This window comes from Methylobacterium sp. CM6247, assembly GCF_054817925.1.
Genome location: NZ_JBTXKX010000003.1, coordinates 5241472 through 5256398, shown reverse-complemented (window position 1 = coordinate 5256398; position 14927 = coordinate 5241472). Strand labels below are relative to the sequence as shown.

Annotated in this window: 17 protein-coding genes; 8 read left to right on the top strand and 9 right to left on the bottom strand. The window is 62.8% G+C overall.

Annotated features, from left to right (window positions below):
• Positions 1–7 precede the first annotated feature (7 nt).
• Positions 8–1282 carry a formyl-CoA transferase gene (gene frc, locus ACYQOP_RS25930; RefSeq protein WP_461225001.1) on the top strand — a complete coding sequence of 425 codons (1275 nt, stop codon included), beginning with the start codon at positions 8–10 and terminating at the stop codon, positions 1280–1282.
• A 134-nt stretch (positions 1283–1416) separates the two neighbouring features.
• Here frc (ACYQOP_RS25930) and ACYQOP_RS25925 read toward each other — a convergent pair whose 3' ends face one another.
• The 4 genes from ACYQOP_RS25925 to ACYQOP_RS25910 form a co-directional block, all read right to left on the bottom strand.
• Positions 1417–1578, bottom strand: a complete 162-nt coding sequence (locus tag ACYQOP_RS25925; protein WP_461224999.1) for a hypothetical protein — start codon at positions 1576–1578, stop codon at positions 1417–1419.
• Positions 1579–1826: 248 nt separating this feature from the next.
• Positions 1827–3647, bottom strand: coding sequence for a DEAD/DEAH box helicase family protein (locus ACYQOP_RS25920; protein WP_461224997.1), 1821 nt, complete (start codon positions 3645–3647; stop codon positions 1827–1829).
• A 67-nt stretch (positions 3648–3714) separates the two neighbouring features.
• Positions 3715–3996 (bottom strand): hypothetical protein, encoded by a 282-nt coding sequence (locus ACYQOP_RS25915; RefSeq protein ID WP_056430905.1) that lies wholly within the window; start codon positions 3994–3996, stop codon positions 3715–3717.
• 329 nt (positions 3997–4325) lie between these two features.
• The gene (locus ACYQOP_RS25910) at positions 4326–4742 is read right to left on the bottom strand and encodes a CBS domain-containing protein (protein WP_461224995.1); all 417 of its coding nucleotides are present in this window, start codon (positions 4740–4742) and stop codon (positions 4326–4328) included.
• A 579-nt stretch (positions 4743–5321) separates the two neighbouring features.
• Here ACYQOP_RS25910 and oxlT point away from each other — a divergent pair.
• The 3 genes from oxlT to ACYQOP_RS25895 all read left to right on the top strand — a co-directional run bounded on the left by oxlT (position 5322) and on the right by ACYQOP_RS25895 (position 7519).
• Positions 5322–6638, top strand: a complete 1317-nt coding sequence (gene oxlT / locus ACYQOP_RS25905) for an oxalate/formate MFS antiporter (RefSeq protein ID WP_419951759.1) — start codon at positions 5322–5324, stop codon at positions 6636–6638.
• A 107-nt stretch (positions 6639–6745) separates the two neighbouring features.
• Positions 6746–7063: a hypothetical protein gene (locus tag ACYQOP_RS25900; protein ID WP_207412359.1), complete on the top strand. Its 318-nt coding sequence runs from the start codon at positions 6746–6748 to the stop codon at positions 7061–7063.
• A gap of 114 nt (positions 7064–7177) precedes the next feature.
• Positions 7178–7519 (top strand): DUF2867 domain-containing protein, encoded by a 342-nt coding sequence (locus ACYQOP_RS25895; RefSeq protein ID WP_461224992.1) that lies wholly within the window; start codon positions 7178–7180, stop codon positions 7517–7519.
• Between the two features lie 268 nt (positions 7520–7787).
• On the opposite strand, the gene frc (ACYQOP_RS25890) is transcribed toward ACYQOP_RS25895, so the two are convergent.
• Together frc (ACYQOP_RS25890) and ACYQOP_RS25885 are read right to left on the bottom strand one after the other, a co-directional pair.
• Positions 7788–9038 carry a formyl-CoA transferase gene (gene frc / locus ACYQOP_RS25890; protein WP_207412361.1) on the bottom strand — a complete coding sequence of 417 codons (1251 nt, stop codon included), beginning with the start codon at positions 9036–9038 and terminating at the stop codon, positions 7788–7790.
• A 125-nt stretch (positions 9039–9163) separates the two neighbouring features.
• Positions 9164–9607, bottom strand: a complete 444-nt coding sequence (locus ACYQOP_RS25885; protein WP_056426967.1) for a PAS domain-containing protein — start codon at positions 9605–9607, stop codon at positions 9164–9166.
• Between the two features lie 420 nt (positions 9608–10027).
• Between ACYQOP_RS25885 and ACYQOP_RS25880 the strand changes: the two genes are divergently transcribed.
• From ACYQOP_RS25880 to ACYQOP_RS25865, 4 genes are all read left to right on the top strand, one after another.
• Positions 10028–10471 (top strand): OsmC family protein, encoded by a 444-nt coding sequence (locus tag ACYQOP_RS25880; RefSeq protein ID WP_207412362.1) that lies wholly within the window; start codon positions 10028–10030, stop codon positions 10469–10471.
• 23 nt (positions 10472–10494) lie between these two features.
• On the top strand, positions 10495–10863 hold the full coding sequence (locus ACYQOP_RS25875) for a YybH family protein (RefSeq protein WP_056426973.1): 369 nt from the start codon (positions 10495–10497) through the stop codon (positions 10861–10863).
• Between the two features lie 83 nt (positions 10864–10946).
• Positions 10947–11624 (top strand): alpha/beta hydrolase, encoded by a 678-nt coding sequence (locus tag ACYQOP_RS25870; protein WP_461224989.1) that lies wholly within the window; start codon positions 10947–10949, stop codon positions 11622–11624.
• A gap of 253 nt (positions 11625–11877) precedes the next feature.
• Positions 11878–12336, top strand: a complete 459-nt coding sequence (locus ACYQOP_RS25865; RefSeq protein WP_461224987.1) for an FUSC family protein — start codon at positions 11878–11880, stop codon at positions 12334–12336.
• A gap of 15 nt (positions 12337–12351) precedes the next feature.
• On the opposite strand, the gene ACYQOP_RS25860 is transcribed toward ACYQOP_RS25865, so the two are convergent.
• From ACYQOP_RS25860 to trpC, 3 genes are read right to left on the bottom strand one after another with little or no spacing between them, the layout of a single operon-like run.
• The gene (locus ACYQOP_RS25860; protein WP_461224985.1) at positions 12352–13581 is read right to left on the bottom strand and encodes a molybdopterin molybdotransferase MoeA; all 1230 of its coding nucleotides are present in this window, start codon (positions 13579–13581) and stop codon (positions 12352–12354) included.
• The gene (gene moaC, locus ACYQOP_RS25855; protein WP_461224983.1) at positions 13578–14063 is read right to left on the bottom strand and encodes a cyclic pyranopterin monophosphate synthase MoaC; all 486 of its coding nucleotides are present in this window, start codon (positions 14061–14063) and stop codon (positions 13578–13580) included. The genes ACYQOP_RS25860 and moaC overlap by 4 nt, the downstream gene beginning before the upstream one ends.
• Positions 14060–14917: an indole-3-glycerol phosphate synthase TrpC gene (gene trpC / locus ACYQOP_RS25850; protein ID WP_461224981.1), complete on the bottom strand. Its 858-nt coding sequence runs from the start codon at positions 14915–14917 to the stop codon at positions 14060–14062. Before trpC ends, moaC begins: the two co-directional genes overlap by 4 nt.
• Between the last annotated feature and the right edge of the window lie 10 nt (positions 14918–14927).

Here is a 14927-nt window from a genome sequence, read left to right as displayed (position 1 = left end):
GAGTCCTATGAATGCCCTCGAAGGCGTGAAGATCCTCGACTTCACTCATGTCCAGTCCGGCCCGACCTGTACCCAGCTCCTGGCTTGGTTCGGCGCGGACGTGATCAAGGTCGAGCGTCCGGGCGTCGGCGATGCCACACGCCAACAGCTCCAAGACATTCCCGATGTGGATAGCCTCTATTTCACGATGTTGAACCACAATAAGCGTTCCATCACGCTCGACACCAAGAACCCCAAGGGGATCGAGGTGATGTGGCGGTTGGTGAAGGAGTGTGACGTTCTCGTGGAGAATTTCGCTCCCGGCGCGCTTGCCCGGATGGGACTGACCTGGGAGACGATTCATGAAGCTAACCCGCGCATGATCCTCGCTTCGGTGAAGGGCTTCGGGCCGGGCGCCTATGAGAATTGCAAAGTCTACGAAAACGTCGCCCAATGCGTAGGAGGTGCAGCCTCCACCACTGGGTTCCGTACCGATATACCGATGGTGTCAGGCGCTCAGATCGGTGATTCCGGCACCGGCCTCCATCTCGCCCTCGGCATCGTCACCGCCCTCTACCAACGGACGCATTCCGGCGTCGGCCAGAAGGTCGATTGCGCCATGCAGGACGGCGTTCTCAACCTCTGCCGGGTCAAGCTGCGCGACCAGCAGCGGCTGGAGCGCGGACCGCTCACGGAATACAGCCAGTACGGGGAGGGGATCGGTTTTGGCGATTCGGTGCCGCGTGCGGGCAACGATTCCGGCGGTGGCCAGCCCGGTCGCATCCTGAAGTGCAAGGGCTGGGAGACCGATCCCAACGCCTACATCTACTTCATCGCGCAAGGCGCGGTCTGGGAGCCGATCTGCGATGTCATCGGCGAGCCGACATGGAAGACGCATCCCGATTACGCGACGCCGAAAGCGCGGCTGCCGCATCTGAATGAGATTTTCACCCGGGTCGAGGCCTGGACGATGTCGAAGACCAAGTTCGAGGCGATGGAAACGCTCAACGCGCTTCACGTTCCCTGCGGTCCAATCCTTTCGATGAAGGAGATCGCCGAGGACGAATCGCTAAGGAAATCCGGCACGGTGGTCGAAGTCGACCATCCGGAGCGCGGCAAGTACTTGACCGTGGGAAACCCGATCCGGCTTTCGGCGAGCCAGGTCGAGGTCAAGCGCTCGCCCCTGTTGGGCGAGCATACGGACGAGATCCTGCGAGATGTCCTCGGTTATTCCGAGAGTGACTGCCTCAAGATCTCGGAATCAGGGGCGATCGGCGCCATCCAGAGGATTGCAGCCGAATGATCTGTCCCTGAACGAAGCGCGGGCCGCCTGTCTCAACATCTCGGCTTGCGCGCATGACGTGAAGCTCCTCCTGACTCAGCGCGGTGTCGGCCGGATAGGCTCGATGCCGCGCTCTTTCAGGCGAAGACGATCCCTTAGGCGATACCGGTGAAGCGACCTGCCGAGCCTGGAACATAATCGCGGTTTTCAACGCGGCTCTTGTCTGCGTGTGCCGAGAGGAGGTCGGCGGCCTTCACTACGAGAAGGACCTGAAGCGCGATCATGACGATCACGGCGGCGAAGAGAGTGGCGAACATGGCGGGCTCCCGGAGGACGTTGCATCACCCTGATGCCATGCTGCACCGCAAACTGATATACCACATTCCTTCGACCACTCATGTCGCTGGCGCATATCGGAGCGTGTCAGGGCCTCGGGCAGACGCTGAGTTCATTCCGCCAACCCGTTCGGGTGGACCTGGCCCAACGGACTTTATATTCACCGCATTGCTTGGGCCTTGGCCGCATCCATCGCACGCGTTGCATACGCGTTCAGGACCATAAGAGCCTAGAACGCGTCACCCCAGCGGCCCAATGTCTGAGCCTCTTCCCGACGAAGGATCTCGCCGGGTTCGGGCATGGGAAGTGAAACTCCCGATACGCCTATCGCTCCGAGAGTCGCCTTCAATTCCGCGTTCTCGACCGCCCGCTCCGCGATATCCGCAGCGAGATGGGTCAGGCGCCCCTGGTGAAGCTTGGCGTAGACGTGTCCCGTCCCGAAATCCGCAAAGCGGATCGTGGTCATCCGGCGGATACAATCGCGCAGGAAGCTCATGTTGTCCGAAGGCGCCATCGAACCGGCAGCGGCATAGACCTCCTGCGCGGACCGCGCGGAGATATCGATCTTGCGGTACCGATCTATGTCGAAGAGAAATTTCAGGTCGAGGATATTCATCGTGCCGTTGATGCCGAAGGCAACGGTTCGGGGACGTTCACCTTCCGGTACGCTATTGTCCAAAAACTCGAAATGGACCCGCTTGTCCGACCTGAGTGCCCAGGTGAAAAAGAGCCGTGGCATGCCGGTATAGGCTTCAACGTTGTGTGCGAGCAGATCTTCGACAGCTTTGTAACGGCCGAATTGTTCGCCGCGTTTCCACGCCCGCTCGACGGTTGCCTCCGGCGGCGTGATCATGAACTGCATGTAGACGCAATGGCCGAAGCGGGTCAGGAGTTGGCTGCCATCCTCTGCTCCGGGATCGACGGTGAAACTGTCGAACCGGAACCGGTCGATCAGAAGATGTGAGATGCGCCCCTCCGCAGCCTTTACCGCCATGTGACGGTCGAGCTTGCGATCGATGATCTCGACCTCGCGTCCTGTCAGCGTACCGGCATAGCGGCGGGCCGCACCGAGGCTGTCGTAATCGAGCAGGAACTTGCGCCAGACGTCGGGTGTGATGACAGCAAAATCCGACTCGTCGAGGCCGACTTGCCCGGCGAGCGCACGCTGATATGGCCGGATCGTGCTTTTGCCGGAAGCTGATGCACCTTTGACGTTCATCACCACCGGCTGCGTCTGGGCTCTCAATGAGCGGTAGCCTTCCCGTGCGACGACCTCGCGGAACCATGGTTCAATGAGCTGGCCGATCCGGCTGCTACCATACTGGTTCGAGACCAGGATGCAGACGAGACGGTGGAGAAGCGCGGTGTCGCGGATCAGGAAGCCGCGACGCCGGATGATGCTTGTCACCACCTGTCGCAGGGCGACGCAAACCGCCATTTCGAGGGAGTCTGATGGTGTAGCGCAACGCGCGTACCACGCGTCGAGATGGTGGAGGGCCCATTGCTCTGGCGTGCCGTGCTCCCTTTTCCGCCTGGCCGGTTCGGGAGAGCCAAGGATCAGCTGCCAGAGGGAGGGTTGTCCGCGGGCCGGTTCTCCGACAACCTTCGGGGTGAACATCTCGGACAGTTCGCGTTGGAGCACGAGCGCGGCGTCGCTCCGGATCTGGACGAGCAGGTCAGCGATCTCATTCGCGTGAGACGCAATCCCGGTGTCCAGGATCGTGCTGACGATGGCCCGAAAGTTGACGCCGAGATCGCCATAAGTGCGCCCGACCGGTACCGACAGATCGGCCATGACGCGGATAAGCACTTCGTGCACCACGAGACGCTGAGCACGGAAGAGCACGAGCTGCGTCAGTGGCAGACCACTCACGTCACTCATCTCGCGGGCATCGTCGAGGCTGGTTTCTACGTTGTCCGGTCTGAAGAGTGTCTCAAGAGACAGAAACGCCCGGGGCAACGTCGATTCCAACCCCGGATTCCAGGGGCCGAACTCCGGGCGCGGAGGCAAATCAGCTGGGCCGGCAGTCGGGGGCACCATGATGGACATGGCCGGCCCCTCCAAAAGTCAGTGAATTCCAGGGCGGCCATGCATCGCGGCGGCGACCTCGAACGCCTCAGGCGACCGCTTCCTCATCGATGGCCTCGAGCCGCAACTGATAGCGGTCACCCCAGAGTGCCTCGGCCTTCTCGTACCATTCCGCGTTGAAGTAGAGCTTGGCGCAGAACTCGCTCTGCCAGATGCAGACTGCGATCACCCTTGAATCGATGACTTTGACATGGCGGCTGATCAGTCCGCGCGTAATCCCGGCCGAGGGACACATGTCCATGCTGGTCATCCCGTTGGGGGATTCGCCGCTGAAGATGACCGGGCATTCAAGAATGGCCAAGTAACGCATTGCTGCTAACCCTGTTGGCCACGAGATGCGAGCGGTCGGCGTTTCACCGACGATCGCTGCCCCGTAGCGTCTCCTTGCCTCGATCCCCGGCTTGAATCGAACCTTTCGAGCAGGCCGAAACACTAGGGTATCGTGTCGAAATTTTGAATGCAAAAACGATGGAGGTCAATGATCAGAAGCGGGATATCTTATCCTGCACCTGCGGTGAGACCGCGTTGCAGCGCAATAACGAAGGATCGAGATCGATTGCGCATCATTTAATCTCTCGGCAACCTCTGGACGACCTGACGTTACATTCGATTGTAACACCCCGAATGCCTGATCGATCATCACGAGTGAGCCGAGGTACTCCTATCAGTCATGGCGTCGACGCAGCTCCAAATGCTCTGGATCGACGTCAGGACGAAGCCATCGGTCACGGCGATATGGTCGGTCTGATATGCACAGAACAGCTTAAGCCGGTCGGCATTTGACGTGCTGACGTCGGCAGATGCGAAATCTTGCTTCGCCAACATCCAGACAAGGTTGTCGAGCACTTCGAGGCCGCGCGATGCCATGGCACGGAAGATCTCGCGCTCGGTAATGATGCCGACGATGGCACCGTCCGCGAGAGGGACACCGTCGATGACGACGAGAGCGTCGACCCCGGGATTCTGCAACATGTTCAATGCATCGCGAACCGAGCGATCCATTCGGATATAGTTTAGGCGACTTGCCACAGTGCTCGTCTGCTGCCTCGCCGGCATAACGTCGCCCCTTCCGGATCGCTTCCTGAGTTCAGACCCTGGTATGCAAAATACCGGTTGTCAATGAATGAAAGAGCACTATGGTGCCTGACCAGGGCGAGGCGGGTAGGCTATGTACGTCCTCGTCGGCTTGGCTCGGTCACTGCGTGGCCGGTATGGCATTGCCTGTTCCCGAAGGCATGCGCAAAGCCGTCGCGTACAGATTTCAGATTTATCAGCAAAAATCCGGTGGTTGAGGGGTGTACCCCTCGTTTCCACGGCAAATTTGCGCCTATGCAACAATATGCACTTAGGGGCATGGCAGACCCGTATTTGCGTCCGCGAGATATTGTTTTCGCATAGCTCAGACAGATTCTTCATCGCCTGAACGAGATCTTGAGTTTAATCCCCGTTTGCTGCATTGCGGCGACGATTTTTCTGCAACTCGGTCTTGACGGGCTCATACGTACGAGAGAGGCTGGTATTCCACATACCAGAATGCTGACGACGCCAAAGGGTCGGCATTCGCCAAGACTGGAAGCCGGGCAACCGGCTCCTACGCCTCGAGTGAAGCAAAATAGAACAACGCGGAGGACGACAATGACGAGGGCGGAAACAACGAGTGGGCGAGTATCCGATGGATACCGCTGGGGTCAGCTGGTGATCGGCGTGATCTGCATGGTGATGATCGCCAACCTGCAATACGGCTGGACGTTCTTCGTGCCGGACATCCAGAAGAAGTTCGGCTTCGACCGGGCGGCGATCCAGTGGGCCTTCACCCTGTTCGTGCTGTTCGAGACCTGGCTGGTCCCGATCGAGGGCTGGTTCGTGGACAAGTACGGCCCGCGCGTGGTCGTGCTGTTCGGCGGCGCGCTCTGCGGCATCGGCTGGGTCATCAACTCCTACGCCGCCTCGCTCAACATGTTCTATCTCGGCCAGGTCGTCGCCGGCATCGGCGCCGGCGCCGTCTACGGCACCTGCGTCGGCTCGGCCCTGAAGTGGTTCCCCGACAAGCGGGGCCTGGCCGCCGGCATCATCGCCGCCGGCTTCGGCGCCGGCTCGGCGCTGACCGTCGCCCCGATCCAGTGGATGATCGCCGACCACGGCTTCCAGGCCGCCTTCTTCAACTTCGGCATCGGCCAGGGCCTCGTCGTCTGCGCGCTCGCCTTCTTCTTCACCTCGCCCAAGAAGGGCCAGGTGCCGGAGGTCGTGGCCAACGCCAACATCATCCAGACCCGGCGCAACTACACCCCCGGCGAAGTCGCCCGCCAGCCGATCTTCTGGCTCATGTACTTCATGTTCGTCATCGTCGGCGCCGGCGGCCTGATGATCACCGCCAACCTCAAGCCCATCGCCTCCGATATCGGCGTCGACAAGGTGCCCGTCACCATCATGGGCATCACCATGGTGGCCATCACCTTCGCGGCCACCATCGACCGCGTGCTCAACGGCCTGACCCGCCCGTTCTTCGGATGGGTCTCCGACAAGATCGGCCGCGAGAACACCATGTTCATCGCCTTCGCCATGGAAGGCTTCGGCATCTACATGCTCTACCTCTGGGGCCACGACCCGCTGTGGTTCGTCCTGCTCTCCGGCTTCGTGTTCTTCGCCTGGGGCGAGATCTACTCCCTCTTCCCCTCCACCTGCACCGACACGTTCGGCACCAAGTTCGCCGCCACCAATGCCGGCCTGCTCTATACCGCCAAGGGCACCGCCGCCCTCCTGGTCCCGGTCGCCAACTACCTCCAGCAGGCCACCAACAGCTGGGACGGCGTCTTCCTCGTCGCCGCAGGCGCCAACATCCTCGCATCCCTCCTCGCCATCGCCGTGCTGAAGCCCTGGCGCAAGCGGGTGGTGGCCCAGGCGCTGGCCGTCTCCGACGAGACCAAGCCTGCCCCCCGCGTGGTCGCTGCCTGAACTCAGGCTGAGCCACCGACCACGAACAGAGTGCGGGGGCCGGACGCCAAGTCCTGGCCCCCGCACCCGTTTCATCGCCCCGTGATCGCCCTCGCAGGAGATGTCCGATGCCGCCGACCTGGCGCCCGATGCACACGGCCCCACAGATCGTGGAGCGGATCTGGCTCAACCACCTGACCCTCGGTCCGATCCTGGCCGAGGGTCGCCCCGGTCGCTGGTACGCCCCGAGTGCGGCACGCCAAGTCTGGCGTTGGTATCGCCCCGCTGGGCAGGACAATCTGGAACCTTTCGCCGGCTGGCTCCCCTACGGGGCACTCGCGATGGAGGGGAAAGACGCAGCCTCGCTGGATGTCTCGCGTAACGGCCTCCCGGTTACGCATCCCATCGGAGGGCAACAGGACCGCACCACGTCCTTAGGGGGATAAACGCACGGCTACCGGGCCCGGTTTGGCCCAGGCCGCGCTCGTTCACCCATCGCGCCGCCGATTATCCGCGTCGGTCATGCTAGGGCCGACCCACCAATGAGATGGGGAAAGTCCTTGGCCGTCGATCTGCCGGTTCAGCTTCTGCGCCCGAGCGATCAGCTCGTTTATGACGACTCGCGATCGGTCGTACTCTCCTCGGCGATGACTCCGATACAGGACTGGAATTTCATCACTTCAGAGCCACGACCGCTCATGTCGCTCGCCTTCCGCTTGAGAGATTCGATCGCGGCCCGTTTCGGCGTGAAGGCGATCGGCGGCTTTTCCGGTGAACGCCGGATCCAAGCGCACGCGGGTGAAACGTTGGACTTCTTCCTGGTGGAACACAGCGCCCCGGATATGCTGGTTCTCACCGTGCGGGACCGCCACCTCGTCGGTCGTCATCCACAATGCCTTTGATTGGGTCTGCATGGTGCCGGTCGCGCCGATCCATCGCTTGATCCTCACCGCCGACCTGCGGCGTTTGACGAACTCGTTGGGGCAGGAAGCCGTGCGTCCCGGTACGTAGGTCGTTCACTCGAACAGGGCCGGCGCTCGATCAACGATGCCGACGACGCAGCCGTCCTGCTGCGGCCTTGTCCCATCCCAAAAGAAAACGGCGCGCCTCGCGGCACGCCGTTTTCCTCAATCCACGGCCCGTCCGAGGACGGGCCGCTTTGCATCTGTCTTAGACGGCGCGTGCCTGGTGCAAGCGCTCGATCTGCTGCTGGGTGTAACCGAGGTCGAGCAGCACTTCGTCAGTGTGCTCTCCGAGGAGCGGCGAAGATTTGATCTCGACCGGCATGTCCGAGAACTTGATCGGGCTTCCGACGGTGAGATACGAGCCGAGCTTGGGGTGCTGCACCTCGACGATGGTGCCGCTGGCGCGCAGCGACGGATCGACCGAGAGTTCCTTCATCGACAGGACCGGCGAACACGGGATGTCGAACTTGCGCAGGATGTCGACCGCCTCGAACTTGGTCTTGTCAGCGAGCCATTCCTCGATCGTGCCGAAGATGTCCATGATCTTGTCCTGGCGGGCACGGGCGGTGTTGTAGGCCGGATCTTCGATCCACTCTTCGCGGCCGATCGCCTTGCAGATTGGGGCCCAGGCATGGCCCTGGATCGTGAAGTAGATGTAGGCGTTCGGGTCGGTTTCCCAGCCCTTGCACTTCAGCACCCAGCCCGGCTGCCCGCCGCCGCCCGCATTACCGCCGCGCGGCACCACGTCGGTGAACTCGCCATGCGGATACTGGGGGTATTCCTCAAGGTAGCCAAGGGCGTCGAGGCGCTGCTGGTCGCGCAGCTTCACACGGCAGAGGTTCAGCACCGAATCCTGCATCGACACGGCGACCTTCTGGCCCTTGCCGGTCTTGTTCTTCTGGTGGAGCGCCGTGAGGATGCCGATGGCGAGATGCATGCCGGTGTTCGAGTCACCGAGAGCGGCGGCGCTGACGGTGGGGGGGCCGTCCCAGAAGCCGGTGGTGGAGGCGGCGCCGCCGGCGCATTGGGCGACGTTCTCGTAGACCTTCAGGTCCTCGTAATGGTGGCCGTCCGAGAAGCCCTTCACCGAAGCCAGGATCATGCCCGGGTTGAGTTCTTGAATGCGGGCCCAAGAGAAGCCCATGCGGTCGAGGGCACCGGGACCGAAATTCTCGACCATCACGTCGGATTGCTTGATGAGGTTCTCGAGAACTTCCTTGCCCTCGGGGGTCTTGGTGTCGAGGGTCAGCGAACGCTTGTTCGAATTCAGCATGGTGAAGTAAAGGGCGTCGGCATCCTCCACGTGGCGCAGCTGCGTCCGTGTCACGTCTCCGGCACCGGGACGCTCGACCTTGATGACGTCGGCGCCGAACCAGGCGAGAAGCTGCGTGCAAGCAGGGCCAGCCTGGACGTGAGTGAAATCGATGATCTTGGTGCCTTCAAGCGGCTTGCTCATCTCGACGTTCTCCCTTTCGATCGTCATGCAACGATAATGGATCGGATAGTTCGAATGTCCGGTTCTGATCCGGAACTCGTGTTGGCCGGTATTCTGGCGAAACTTTTAGCTTTTCGCGCCTCCACTTAAACGGCAGCGCTTTCGAGCTCGCTCAGACGCTTGCGCATCTGACGTTCGTCGTTCCAGCGCCGGGTCTCATCGCGGATGATGGCGAGGATTCCAGTCACTGCGCCGTCAGAACCGTGAAGGAGTCCGACGGTGAAGGCGATCGAGAGTGATCGGCCGTCTTTGTGAAGCGCCGGCACGCGCAGCACCTCGGTGCCGTAGCGGGTGATGCCGGTCCGCATTGTCTTGGCGTAACCATCCCAGTGACGCTGGCGCTGGCGTTCCGGGGTGATCAGATCGAGGGATTGGCCGAGCGCCTCGGATGACGAGAACCCGAAGATCCTCTCCGCCGCCGCGTTCCACACGACGATCGCACCGTCCGGATCGGAGACGACGATGGCGTCTCCGGCGGCTTCGATCAGTTGAGAGACGTCGATACCGGCGAAATTTGCTTGATCCGACATGGCTTGTTTCGCGTCTTCGAGTGAAACGTCGTCCATCGACTTAGGCAGCAGGTACGGCCGTCAAACGCGATGAGGGATTTCACTTGAGACGCGCGATGCTTCGATCGCAGTCGTGGTCGCGATTTCGGCTTCCGTCTGGAATATATTGCGGTTGCGAATGCTGCATTGCATCATCGTGATCGCTTCCTCCATTTCGCGGAAAGGTCAAACCCCGTCCGTGAGATGTTCCGCGCACTTGCTTTTTCTGTGCGTCTACTGTTGGTATTTGGTATGCCAATGAGGGCGGGCTGTCAACACGCGGGCAAGGAGGGGGAATGAGATGGAACTCGCCTTTGCTTCTCGTTCGTTGCCTTGCCAGTCGCTGCTTTGCCGCTTCAGTGCGCACGCGGCGGCTAGGCGAGCCGAGAGGAGACGTCCCGGATGGGCAGTGACGGCAGCATCACGATCAGGCAGATCGAGGGCTATCGGTTCGAGATCGATTTTGGGGAAGCCTTCCCGAACCTCGCCGTTGACGAGGCGCCACCCTATGGCGGGGGGGAGGGGCCTTACCCCGAGCAGATCCTGGTCGCCAGCGTCACCAACTGTCTGTGCGCGAGCCTGGTCTTCGCCCTCGGCAAATTCAAACAGGACGCAACCGGGCTCGCAGCGCGATCGAGCTTTCGCGTGGAACGCAACGCGGATGGTCGCCTGAGGATCAGCGGGATCGAAGTCGGCATCGCGCTGAGCGCTCCGGCGGAAACAATGCCACGGCTCGACAAGGTTCTCGAGCAGTTCGAGCGCTTCTGTACCGTCTCCGAGAGCGTCAAAGCGGGGATTCCGGTCACCGTAGCGGTGCGCGACTCGGCTGGTACGCTGCTGAAGTAGCCGTGTAACAAGAGGAAAACGCCATGGACCACGTGCTAGCAGAAACCCCAGAAGACCTTGCCCGTCTCTTCAACGAAAGGGCCAATGCCGGCGATGTGGAGGGGTTGGTCGCCCTCTACGAACCGGATGCCGTGCTGGCTGCCGGAAAGGTGGTCGCGACGGGACATCAGGAGATCCGGGCCTTCTACACCGACCTTCTGGCGCGGCGCTCCGAGTTCCCGGCCGCAGAGACGCTGCCGAGCATTCGCAACGGGGGGATTGCGATGACCTTCGCGCGCCTACCGAACGGAACGATCTCGGTGGAGACCGCACGGAAGCAGGAGGCCGGCGGCTGGCTGTGGATCATCGATCAACTGAAGATCAAGCCTTTGAGCGAAGCCAAGCCGGATTGACGCGGCAGCTTAGGCAAGGGGCGCCGACCGCAGAGAACGACCGACGCCCGCACCATGTCACCGAACGACGCGAGGCTCGCCGCATGATCGACCCTAAACTCGCAGGACGTCTCGCTTTTGCGCATCGTCTGCCGACTAGGGAGCCCATGCCTCCGGGCCGCCATCCGCTCGGTCTATTCGATGAGCGCGACGCCATGCTGATCGTGCCGCCGAGGATCAATCCGCGACGGCCAACTCCCCTCGTCGTACTCTTTCATGGCGGCGGCGGGAGTGCGGAGAAGATCCTGCCCATGCTCGAAAAGCATGCGGAGGCGCGCGGATTTCTGCTCCTCGCTCCACAATCCGTATTCCCGACCTGGGATCTCGTCATCGGCGGTCACGGGCCGGACCGCGAGCGGCTCGACCTCGCTTTGACCGAGGTAGCGTCACGCTTCATGCTCGATCCGCTGCACATCGTCTTCGCCGGCCATTCCGATGGCGGGAGCTACGCTCTCTCCTCCGGCCTCGCCAATGGCCATGTCGTCACCCACCTCATCATCTCCTCGGCCGGGTTCCTGTCGGTACATCTGCAGGCCGGGTCACCACGCATCTTCATCTCACATGGGACACGGGACGAGCAGATACCCATCGATCGCAGCGCACGGGTGCACACTTCGAAACTGAGGGACGTTGGCTACGATGTGACCTCTGTGGAGTATGATGGGCCACACCCCTACCAGCCTGAGGTTGTAACGCAGGCGGTGGAGTTCGTGTTCGGCTGACCGAGCCGGCAAGCGAGAAACCCGAAGATCGCCGGCGGATCGAAGCAGGCTCGGCTCGCGTTCAAAAATCATGGATTCGAGCGACCGTGTCATCGTGGAGCAGCAACCGGGAAGCCCTGGGTGGCGAGCGCAGGCACACCCTCCAGGAACCGAAAAAGGAGGGCGCGACGAGGCCAGGATCAGCCGGCTCGGCGAACGTATCGCGCGCCTTCGCAAGGGCTTGCCGCTACGACGCCGCCTCATCGATGGTTTGGTGCACGGCCTTTTATCCGCTGGCGCGGCGGTGCTGGCTTATCTGCCGACCCAGGCGCTGAATCAGCGTGAGGGGTTCTGGTCGGCAATCACTGCCATCGCCGTACTCCAGACCGAGTTCCGCGCGACGCGGAAAGTCGGGCGGGACCAATTGCTCGGTGCGGCCACGGGGGGCCTCATCGGCCTCGGTATCTGGCTCGGCCTCGGGCAGCATCTGGCTTCCTATGCCCTCGCAGTCATCCTGTCGCTCACGGCCTGCTGGTTGCTGAATGTGGCGAGTGCGGCCCGGCTCGCCGGGATCACCGCGACCATCATCCTGCTCGTACCCCATGACGGAACGGCGCAGCATATCTTCGGCTCGCGCGTCATGGAGGTGGGCTGGGGCGTCACCGTAGCGATCATCGTCGGCTGGCTCGCCACGCGGCTGGCTAGATCGGCCCCTGACGTCACCGGAAAATGACGAAACCGGATCTGTTCAGAGCAGCGCTCGATCGAGGCGAATGATCCGGCATGGATCGCCGCGCTTCGCGGCCGGAGCGCCGGGTGGGCGAACCAGCAGCGCTTCGGATTGACCGAGGACCGAGAGCATCGAGGAATCCTGGCGCGTTCCGGCGTACGCCATCGGACGTCCGTCATCCGCGATTTCGATCCGCGCCCGCATGTAGTCCTGGCGGATATCGTTGGCCGGCATGTCCGCCCCGAGCAGGGCCGGCTCGCTGCGGTCGGCCCCGGCCTTGGGGTCGCCAAGAAGAGCCCGGATCGCCGGCACGACGAAGAGCAGGCCGCAGACTACGGCGGAGACGGGATTACCCGGTAAACCGATGACCATCATCGGACCGAGGCGCCCATGCATCAGTGGCTTTCCGGGGCGGAGGGCCACTCGCCAGAAACTAAGTTCCAGCCCCTCGCGATGCAGAGCCGCCTGGACGAGGTCGTGATCACCCACGGAGGCGCCGCCTAGGGTCACCAGAAGGTCTGCTTTCGCGTCCCGCGCCCGGCCCAGTGCGGCTTCGAGGGAGGCGAGGCTGTCTCCGGCAATGCCGAGATCGATGGGTTCCGCGCCTGCCTCGCGGGCAAGGCTCGCCACCGCCAATCCATTCGAGGCGACGATCTGGTCCCAGCAGGCCGGTTCTCCCGGCGCCACGAGTTCGTCGCCGGTGGCGAGGATCGCGACCCGAGGCCGGCGGCGAACCTGGAGAGTGGCGTGACCACCCGCGGCCGCGAGGGCAAGCCGGCGCGCATCCAGGCACTCCCCCGCCCGCAAGAGCAGATCGCCCGACCGGAAATCGAGACCGGGAACGCGGATATGGCGCTTGGCGGCGACCGTTTCCTTCGCCGTGACCACATTGTCCGAGACGTCGGCATTCTCCTGAATGAGGATCGTGTCGGCCCCCGTGGGCACTGGAGCCCCCGTGAGGATCCGTACCGTCTCGCCGGGGCCGATCGTGCCCGAGAAGCCGTGGCCCGCAGCGCTCATGCCGATGAGCGCCAGTTTTGCCGGAACGGCGGCCACATCCTCGGAACGCACCGCATAGCCATCCATAGCGGAGGCGGGGAAGGGCGGCTGGGTCCGTAGGGCGGCCACATCGTCGGCCAGGGTCCGGCCGTAGGCGTCGGCTACCGGTACCGTCTCGGCTGCCACTGGCTCGGCGGCACTGGCGAGGATGCGCGCGAGCGCCTCCTCCACCGGAATGAGTTTGCTCACGAAGCGCCCTCGGCCCGGTACGAGCCCGACTTTCCGCCATCCTTGGAGACTAGGTGGATGCCTTCGATCCGCATGGCGCGATCGGCTGCCTTCACCATGTCGTAGATCGTGAGGCAGGCAACCGAGACGGCGGTGAGGGCCTCCATCTCGACCCCGGTCGGACCGATCACCTTGACCTCTGCGGTCACGCGAAGGCCTGGCAGGGAATCGTCCGGCTCGCATTCCACCCGGACCTTGGAGATCAGCAGCGGATGGCACAGCGGGATGAGTTCATGCGTGCGTTTCGAGGCCATGATGCCCGCGAGCCTCGCTGTGCCGATTACGTCGCCCTTCTTGGCATCGCCTTCGCGGATCAGGCGCAGCGTTTCGGGCAGCATCACCACCACGCCTTCGGCGCGAGCGATGCGGGTGGTGGCGGCCTTGTCTGAGACGTCGACCATGTTGGCGGCACCGGCCGCATCGAGATGCGTGAGGCTGCTCATTTGCCGGCCTTACCGAAGAGCAGGCGTTTCGTCGCCTTGGTCACGTCCGCTTCGCGCATCAGGCTTTCCCCGACGAGGATCGTCCGAAGTCCACCCTTTTCGAGGCGCAGGACATCGTCGTGCCCGCTGATGCCGCTCTCCGCGACAGCGATACGGTCCTCTGGCACGCCCTTGGCAACGCGGATGGCCGTATCGAACGAGACCTCGAATGTCTTGAGGTCGCGGTTGTTGATGCCCAGCAGCCGGGTGCCGAGCGGAATGGCGCGGGCGAGTTCCTCCTCGTCATGGACCTCGACCAGCACATCCATGCCGAGATCGTGCGCGGTCTCGACGATGGCCAGCGCCTCGTCGTCATCGAGGCACGCCATGATGGCCAGAACGCAATCGGCGCCCCAGGCACGAGCCTCGAACACCTGGTAGGGTTCGAACAGGAAATCCTTGCGCAGCACGGGCAGCGAACAGGCGTCCCGCGCCTCGGTGAGGTATTCCGGCTTGCCCTGGAAGGAGGGCGTGTCGGTGAGCACCGACAGGCAGGTTGCACCGCCCGTCTCGTAGGCGGCGGCAAGCACGGCGGGATCGAAATCGGCGCGGATCAGGCCTTTTGACGGCGACGCCTTCTTCACCTCAGCGATGAGCGCGGGTCGACCCTGCGCGATATGAGCAGCGATCGCGTCGGCGAAGGGCCGGACCGGCGAGGCTTTCTCGATGCGCTTCTCGAGCTTCGCGAGCGGTACGCGCAGCTTGGCTTCGGCGATCTCGCGGCGCTTATAGGCCTCGATCCGCGCAAGCACGTCACGCCGGTCGGTGGTGGCCGGTGGTGCAACGACGTCCGCAATGGGTTTCGCCTCGCTCATCGGGGCCTCT